General features: G+C 51.8%; 8 protein-coding genes and 1 tRNA gene. 7 read left to right on the top strand and 2 right to left on the bottom strand.

What is annotated here, in order from left to right; translation table 11 throughout:
* The 6 genes from QM579_RS00580 to QM579_RS00555 all read left to right on the top strand — a co-directional run.
* A partial coding sequence (locus tag QM579_RS00580; RefSeq protein WP_414997297.1) for an alpha/beta hydrolase occupies window positions 1–738 on the top strand: 738 nt, incomplete at its 5' end.
* Window positions 728–1,381 (top strand): aminoacyl-tRNA hydrolase, encoded by a 654-nt coding sequence (pth, locus tag QM579_RS00575; protein ID WP_414997296.1) that lies wholly within the window; start codon window positions 728–730, stop codon window positions 1,379–1,381. The genes QM579_RS00580 and pth, both read left to right, overlap by 11 nt.
* Before the next feature lie 299 nt (window positions 1,382–1,680).
* A complete protein-coding gene (locus QM579_RS00570) occupies window positions 1,681–2,205 on the top strand; it encodes a CarD family transcriptional regulator (RefSeq protein WP_414997295.1) in 525 nt (174 codons plus the stop codon).
* Between the two features lie 326 nt (window positions 2,206–2,531).
* Window positions 2,532–3,827: a transcription termination factor Rho gene (rho, locus tag QM579_RS00565; protein ID WP_414997294.1), complete on the top strand. Its 1,296-nt coding sequence runs from the start codon at window positions 2,532–2,534 to the stop codon at window positions 3,825–3,827.
* Window positions 3,828–4,038: 211 nt separating this feature from the next.
* Window positions 4,039–4,356, top strand: a complete 318-nt coding sequence (locus tag QM579_RS00560) for a c-type cytochrome (protein WP_414997293.1) — start codon at window positions 4,039–4,041, stop codon at window positions 4,354–4,356.
* A 405-nt stretch (window positions 4,357–4,761) separates the two neighbouring features.
* Window positions 4,762–4,837: transfer RNA gene (locus QM579_RS00555), tRNA-Val, on the top strand.
* A gap of 302 nt (window positions 4,838–5,139) precedes the next feature.
* On the opposite strand, the gene QM579_RS00550 is transcribed toward QM579_RS00555, so the two are convergent.
* The gene (locus QM579_RS00550) at window positions 5,140–5,391 is read right to left on the bottom strand and encodes a hypothetical protein (protein WP_414997292.1); all 252 of its coding nucleotides are present in this window, start codon (window positions 5,389–5,391) and stop codon (window positions 5,140–5,142) included.
* Here QM579_RS00550 and QM579_RS00545 point away from each other — a divergent pair.
* A complete protein-coding gene (locus tag QM579_RS00545) occupies window positions 5,384–7,042 on the top strand; it encodes a sigma 54-interacting transcriptional regulator (RefSeq protein ID WP_414997291.1) in 1,659 nt (552 codons plus the stop codon). The two genes, QM579_RS00550 and QM579_RS00545, sit on opposite strands and share 8 nt — an antisense overlap.
* A 109-nt stretch (window positions 7,043–7,151) precedes the next feature.
* Here the strand turns inward: QM579_RS00545 and QM579_RS00540 are convergent, their stop codons facing one another.
* Entirely contained in the window at window positions 7,152–7,382 is a 231-nt protein-coding gene (locus tag QM579_RS00540; protein WP_414997290.1) for a dissimilatory sulfite reductase D family protein, read from the bottom strand.
* Window positions 7,383–7,539 lie beyond the last annotated feature (157 nt).

Genomic DNA, 7,539 nt, shown 5'->3' with positions numbered 1-7,539 from the left:
TTTGCTGTTGCTGCACTGCATCTCACCGGGCATGGGCGCAACAACCATTGGACAGGCTTTACTTTTGCCGATCTGTTGCAGGATGGTCTTGTTGCGGAGCAATGGCTGCGGCAAAAAGGGCACAACGCCATCGCTGTCTGCGGGCACAGCCAGGGCGGCATTCTGACCCTGGCGCATGCGGCTGCCTCACGCGAGCTTACGGCGGCATTTCCCATTACTGGCATATTGCCGCAAAACGATGACGCCATAGAACTGACGCGTTTCAGGCACTGGAAAAACAGACGGCACGAGCTAACGGCGCGCATAAACGCTGCTGCCCGCTGGCTGCCGCGTCTTCCTCTGCCCCTGCTGAGTTATTTGTCCGTAGGGCGTATAACATCCGGAGCAAGGCGCATCGTTTACAACAGAAGATATTCTCGTCTGACCTACCCTCTGGCCTTTCTGTCCAGCCTGTTTTCAGCAAGGGTAGCCAACGAACTGCACTGCCCTCTTTATTTTTTCAGCGCCATCAATGACGCCCTGTTCACTCCCGAGAGCACCAAGGCCACGTTTGACCAGTTAGAGGCTCCTGCAAAAAAACTTTTCTGGCTGCCCGGCGGCGGCCATCTGGCTGCTATGAATCCCCAACTGTGCCGGTTTATCGCGCGTCATGCCGCTGCGGCCTGTGCAGGCCTGGGGTTGCCACTACAACTGGAAAAGACGCGTCACACGCAGGGAGGCGCACCCTATGGACTATAATGGCGTTCTGGTGGGCTTGGGCAATCCTGGTTCCCGTTACGAAGGCACCAGACACAATTGCGGCTTTGCTCTGGTGGATGCCCTTGTGGACATGGCCCAGCGCCAAGGTTCGGCGGAATCGCTTAATGGCAACAAATTTTCGTGCGAGTTGTGGCGCATACGTCTGAATCAGCTCGACGGTGTATGGCTGGCCGCCAAGCCGCAAACCTACATGAATCTCAGCGGGCAAAGCGTGCAGCCCCTTCTGGCCTGGCACAAATTGCGCCCTTCTGATCTTGTGGTTGCTCATGATGAGCTGGACATCGCGGCAGGAGAGCTGCGCTTCAAGCTTGGCGGAGGCAACGCCGGGCATAATGGTCTCAAGTCCATTACAGAACTTCTGGGCACACCGGACTTCTATCGCCTGCGGATAGGCATCGGGCGGCCTCCCCACAAGGGCGACGTGACCAACTGGGTGCTGGGACGACCGCAGGGTGAAGACGCCAAACGCACGCAACAAAGCATGTCTGCGGCACTGGATACCCTGTTCGCTTTTGCTGACAAAGGGTTGGACAGCGCGCTGCGCGTTGCCAGAAAGACGGCGCAACCACGTAAAAAGAATACAACGGAAGGCGCGCCCAACGCCACCAGTGACGAAAGTTAGGCCAGTTACTTACTGGTCAGAGCACGCAGGCATGAGCCGACATGAGCCGGGGGCGGTTCAGGTCAGGCCATTGCCCTAAATGCGAATAGTGAAGAAACCAGCCATTAAGAAGGCTTTGATGTATTTCAAGGCATGTGCATTTTTGCTTTTTCGGCTGGACTCTTCGCCTTTTTTGGACTAGGATAATTGAAGAGTAAGTTTCCGACTCATCTTTTTTTCAAACAAAAATTCGTGACTTCCAGCTAATTTCGCTCCAGGTCTCGTACAGTGGCGCTCCTTTGGGGCGTGTGGTGATATTCATGTTCACGCCGAACGATCTCGTGGTATATCCGGCCCAGGGGGTGGGCAAAATAGAACGCATTGACAGCCAGACCATTGGCGGCATCGCATGCGATTTCTATATTGTCCGCATTCAGGCCAACAATGTCACGCTGATGGTTCCTGTTAACAATGCCGCCCACGTTGGCCTGCGCACTCTCACTCCTCAGGATGAAGCAGGCCGCATACTTGAAGGGCTACGCAACAACTCTGGCAAAATTGTTCACACAGGACAAAACTGGAATCGCCGCTTCCGCGAGTATTCAGAACGCCTCAAAAGCCCTGAGCTGGCCGTGGTTACTGAAGTTTTGCGTGAACTTCTGCTTATCAGCCGCACCAAGGATCTTTCCTTTGGCGAACGCCGCCTTCAGGAACAGGCTATGGGCCTTGTAACAGGTGAACTGGCTGAAGTGCTGCAGGTTGAAGAAAACACCTTGCGGGACGAACTGCTTGAGCTGTACGCACCTCCTCCGCAGCCTGAAGACGGCAAAGAGCAGCCTGCATAGATCACCGCTGTACGAACGCCCTTTCGGGTTCTGAATAAGATTTTTTCAACATACTCAAATAACTGCTGGATTATTTCATTTCGACTTCAATACAAACACGGTTTGTATGGGCCAGCTTTTATTGAACTGAACCCGTCTCTGGTTCAAACAACCACGTGACGCATTTTTTGTGGTGTGAGCGTCATTTTTCCCTTGCTATATTGCAAAAGATAAGCTAATCGCAATTTCGCACACCTATTTAGTCTCCTTACATCCGCTCATCTGCAATACAGTGTTGACTGATACTGTATAGTTTAAGTTTGTCTTCTTCAAAAGATCGGACAGTTATGCGCAAAAAGAAAGCTACTCCCACACTGTTGACCGACAGCGCCTTGAGTCTCACAGATCTCAAAACCCGCAGCATGCAGGAATTAATGGATCTGGCCGAGCAATATGAAATTGAAAATGCCAGTTCCATGCGAAAACAAGAGCTTATTTTTGCTCTGCTTTCCACCTGTGCCTCACAAAACGGGGCCATTTACGGGGACGGCGTACTGGAAATTCTGCCAGACGGTTTTGGCTTTCTGCGCTCTCCCCTGTGCAGCTACATGCCCGGGCCTGACGATATCTATGTATCCCCTTCGCAGATACGGCGGTTTTCTCTGCGCAAAGGCGACATTGTTTCGGGGCAAATCCGTCCTCCCAAAGAGGGTGAACGTTATTTCGCACTGCTTAAAGTAACCGAAATTGGATTTGAACCCCCGGAACACGCTAAAAATCTCGTTCTTTTCGACAATCTCACCCCAATCTATCCCGATCATCAGCTCGTCATGGAAAATGGCGAGAAAAATCTTTCCAATCGCGTTATCGACATTATGGCCCCCATCGGACGTGGGCAGCGCGGACTCATCGTAGCTCCGCCGCGCACAGGCAAAACAATCTTGCTGCAGTCCCTGGCCAACGCCATCAACGCCAATAATCCCGAAGTATACCTTATCGTGCTGCTCATTGACGAGCGACCCGAAGAAGTTACCGATATGGAGCGCACGGTCAAAAAGGCCGAGGTCATCAGCTCCACCTTCGACGAGCCCCCGCAGCGCCATGTGCAGGTCTGTGAAATGGTGCTCGAAAAAGCCAAGCGGCTTGTCGAACGCAAACGCGATGTGGTCATTCTGCTGGACTCCATTACCCGCCTGGGCCGCGCCTACAACGCTGTGACCCCTTCATCGGGCAGAGTGCTTTCCGGTGGTCTGGATGCCAATGCCCTGCAACGGCCCAAACGCTTTTTTGGCGCAGCCCGCAATATTGAAGAAGGCGGCAGCCTGACCATTATTGCCACGGCCCTCATTGATACCGGTTCCCGTATGGACGAAGTGATCTTTGAAGAATTCAAAGGCACTGGCAATATGGAAATCTACCTGGACCGTCACCTTTCTGAGAAGCGCGTCTTCCCCGCCATCGACATCAATCGCACCGGCACTCGCAAGGAAGATCTGCTTCTGGCCGAAGATGTGCTCAACCGCGTCTGGATTTTGCGCAAAATTCTGGCTCCGATGTCTTCCATCGACAGTATGGAATTCCTGCTGGACAAGATGCGCGGCACCAAGTCCAACAAGGACTTCATGAACGCTATGGGCAAGTAACAGCCCTCTTGCCGGGCGTTACTGCAAACATACCGATTCTTGGCCCCGGCTTTCGCCGGGGCTTTTTTCATGCCTGAAAGCATACCCACGCTCTAGGCATATACAAATCTGCTGTATGTCTTTTTACTCTGTGGTACGGTGCAATCACAGGCGGCTTTTGCCCCTGCTTCGCCGTTTGAACAAAGCGGCGCATATAAACAAGGAGAAAACCATGACCAAATATCTGCGACACGGAGTTCTCACGTTGGCTGCATTCCTGCTTGTAGCAGGAGCACAATCCGCAGTGGCCCAGGATGACGCACAAAAAGCTGGTGCGGAACTGTACGCAAACAATTGCATGTCCTGTCATACTCCTACACCCGCCAAGATGATGGGCAAGCCTGTGGACGGGCTGTTAGCCAGCATGGAAAAAGTCAAAAATATGAGCTCGCCCTCTGGGCCGCTGCAAAAAATGCAGCAGACGCTGAAATCGCTGAGCCCTGAGCAGATGAAGGATATTGCCACCTACGTCAATCAGCTCAAACCGTAACCAATAGATCAAGATCCCCCGGATGCGCGACATACCGCATCCGGGGGATAAAATTTACTCAAACAGAATTTATGGCGGAACTGCTGGCAAAAGCGCTTTTGCCGCAGTGACCGACCTCGTCCCCGCAGGCTGCACCCCAAATGCCTGCTTTTGCCATATAGAAATTTGAGGCTGATTACTGCAAATCCCCTGTAGCCGATGGTATTTTGCATGAGCAGAAACCGTGGCGCCAGCAAAAAAACTGGCGTTCCTGTTGCCGCATATCGCCCGCTATACATAAATACGCTATAAATTTGTGCATGAAAAATACCTGGTTGAAGTACCATCAATCAGCGATTAGACGTAATTTCGTGATGACAAAGATATAAAAATGCAGTAAGAGTATCGTTCTTGACCGAGAATTTCGGGCAGTTAGCTCAGTTGGTTGAGCACCGCCCTTACAAGGCGGGGGCCACAGGTTCAAGTCCTGTACTGCCCACCAAATACGAAGACGGGTTGCAGTTTCTCTGTAACCCGTCTTTCTTTTTTCTATGCTATTCCCACCGCGCATACTGAAAATAAAACTGTTAAATGGCAGCTGCCCTGCATAAAAAATCAGAACAAAGCAGATAAATTGTGTTGAAGCAGCAACGCCATATAACCATCTGACGAGATGAAGATAGTTCAGCGTGTGCCAAGCTCAATGTCAGGGCAGCAAGCAAGCTTAAACCGTAATGCGTGCCAAAAACCGACAGACAAAATCAATATTTCTAAAGCCCTGAAGAAATACAGCACGTTGCCACACTATGACTCTGCAACTATATTCAGTGCATGGCGTTGCCCTTGAGGCGAATCGACAATAATCTGGCGCAGACTCCATAGATTTCTGATCGCGCCTGCTTGAGATTCCCCGGTACAGGCAAGCCCGCCGTAGCAAAAATGGTACTGGATGTCCGGCATCAAGCCAGTTATATAAAAGAGACCAATACGCACGCGCCCGTGTTTTTCACCACAGCCAACCCCGGACTCTTGCCACCCCTTTTCAGTCATGATCATCCTTGGAAACAGAGACATCAAAGCGCTCATTCTGGAGCTCGCACAGCAGCAGGCTGTGGAGGAAGTGCTTTCCCTGGTAGTCAAAAGCTTGGGAACTGCGCGCGACTCAGCCCTTGTGCGCATATGGCTTGTGGAGCCTGACGACAGCTGCCCTACTTGCGTGGACAAGGCCATCTGCGCGAGCCGCGGGCGCTGCTTGCACCTCAAGGCAAGCTATGGGCAATCCCGAGTTGACGGGCAGCTCTGGACCCAGACGGAGCAATCACACTTTTGCCGCTTCCCCTTGGGGTACAGAAAGGTCGGGGCCATAGCCCTGACCAACAACCCCCTTGAGGTTTCGCACATTGAAGGAAACGAAGACTGGATAGCCGACCCGGCATGGATGAAAGCAGAAGGCATCGTGAGCTTTGCCGGGCAACCTCTGGTGTGTCGTGGTGAAACAATCGGGGTTATTGCACTTTTTTCGCGTGCAACCCTGGCGCAAGGCGCTATGGAAATGTTGCGCATGGTGGCCGATCACATTGCGTATGCCATCACCAACGCCCGGCTTTTTGAAATAAGCCAGTCCATAACACTCCGAAAAGAATTAGAAAATGCTCATCTGCGCGAGGAACTTTACGAAGCGCGGCAGTTCACGGGCATTATTGGCGAAAGCGCGGCCATTAAAGAAATCCGTGAACAAATTTTTATGGTCAGCAAAACAGAAGCTACCGTACTTATCCAGGGCGCATCCGGCACGGGAAAAGAACTGGTGGCGCATGAGCTGCACAAACACAGCCAGAGAAAGAATAATCCATTCATAAAGATCAACTGCGCCGCCATACCGCACCACTTATTTGAAAGCGAATTTTTTGGTCATGTAAAAGGGGCATTCACCGGAGCCATCAACGACCGCATGGGATTCTTCCAGATTGCGGATGGCGGAACCCTTTTTCTTGATGAAATTGCAGAAATTCCTCTGGAGCTTCAGGGCAAACTGCTACGCGTGCTTCAGGAGGGCGAATTCAGACGGGTTGGTGAAGAAAAAAACCGCCATACTGACATCCGCCTTATTGCAGCAACCAACAAAGATCTCAAAGCGGCCATTCAGAAGCAAACATTCCGCGACGACCTTTATTACCGCCTGCAGGTCTTTCCGCTCACTGTTCCCAGCCTCAAGGAGCGGGAAGAAGACATTCCGCTTCTGGTGCGTCATTTTATTCGTATTTTCTGCCAAAAAAACGGGCGCAGCATTTTTGATGTGCCGGAAGAGCAGATGAACAAACTGCGCCAGTACGACTGGCCGGGAAATATTCGGGAATTGCAGAATTTTGTGGAGCGTATGGTTATTACAGGGCGGCCAGATCAAGCCCTGGCCTACCTTGCGCTGTGCGAAACGCCGCAGCAGGAAAAATCAGTTCACAGCCCACGATCTTCTTTCGAAATTCCCAAAATACTTACAGAAAAACAAATGCGCCAGCTGGAAAAAGATAATATGCTGGCAGCGCTGGAGCGGACAAACTGGCTCATATACGGCAACCGCGGTGCAGCGTCCTTGCTGGGTATGAAACCGACCACGCTCATTTCCCGGCTTAAAAGTTTTGATCTTTACAGGCTTCGGCCCAATTCCATTTCAACGGACTGGCCTGTGGACCCTGCTGATACAAATTAATGCGAAAAGGCGAAGTTCCGGTGGCAATGGCATGTTCCGGAACTTCGCCCGCATTCATCTGCCTGCAGTGCAGATTGCATGGCCAGGTGGGGGGGATAAGAAGCGGCTCCTAGCCCTCGCCCTCTGCCTGACTTTGCTTTCCTGCTCCTTTCAGACCGTACATGGTCGTACTTCCCGAGGACCAAAATTCCATTATTTCGCTCTGTACCATAGCGGTAAGAATCTTCTTTACTTCGCGAGGACCTTTGTCGGAAAAAATTTCCAGAAAGTCCTTGAAGTAAAACTTGGTCTTGTTCTTTGTGCTGATGAAATCAACGATCAATTGCTGATCAGGAGTCATAACGGCCTCTTTTGCTGAGCCACCCCGGCGACGAGGTGGCTCCATTAGTAACCAGTGCTTTTTAAAACTTGAACTGCGTGCTCTGCCGCCAGGTGTAGTAGGCGGGATCACGGAAGTCGTCGATAAGGTGGTGGGTGAACTCAAGGCCGGTCAGCTT

Source organism: Desulfovibrio sp. (genome assembly GCF_047607245.1).
Lineage (GTDB): Bacteria > Desulfobacterota > Desulfovibrionia > Desulfovibrionales > Desulfovibrionaceae > Desulfovibrio.
This window is presented reverse-complemented; position numbering and strand designations above follow the sequence as displayed.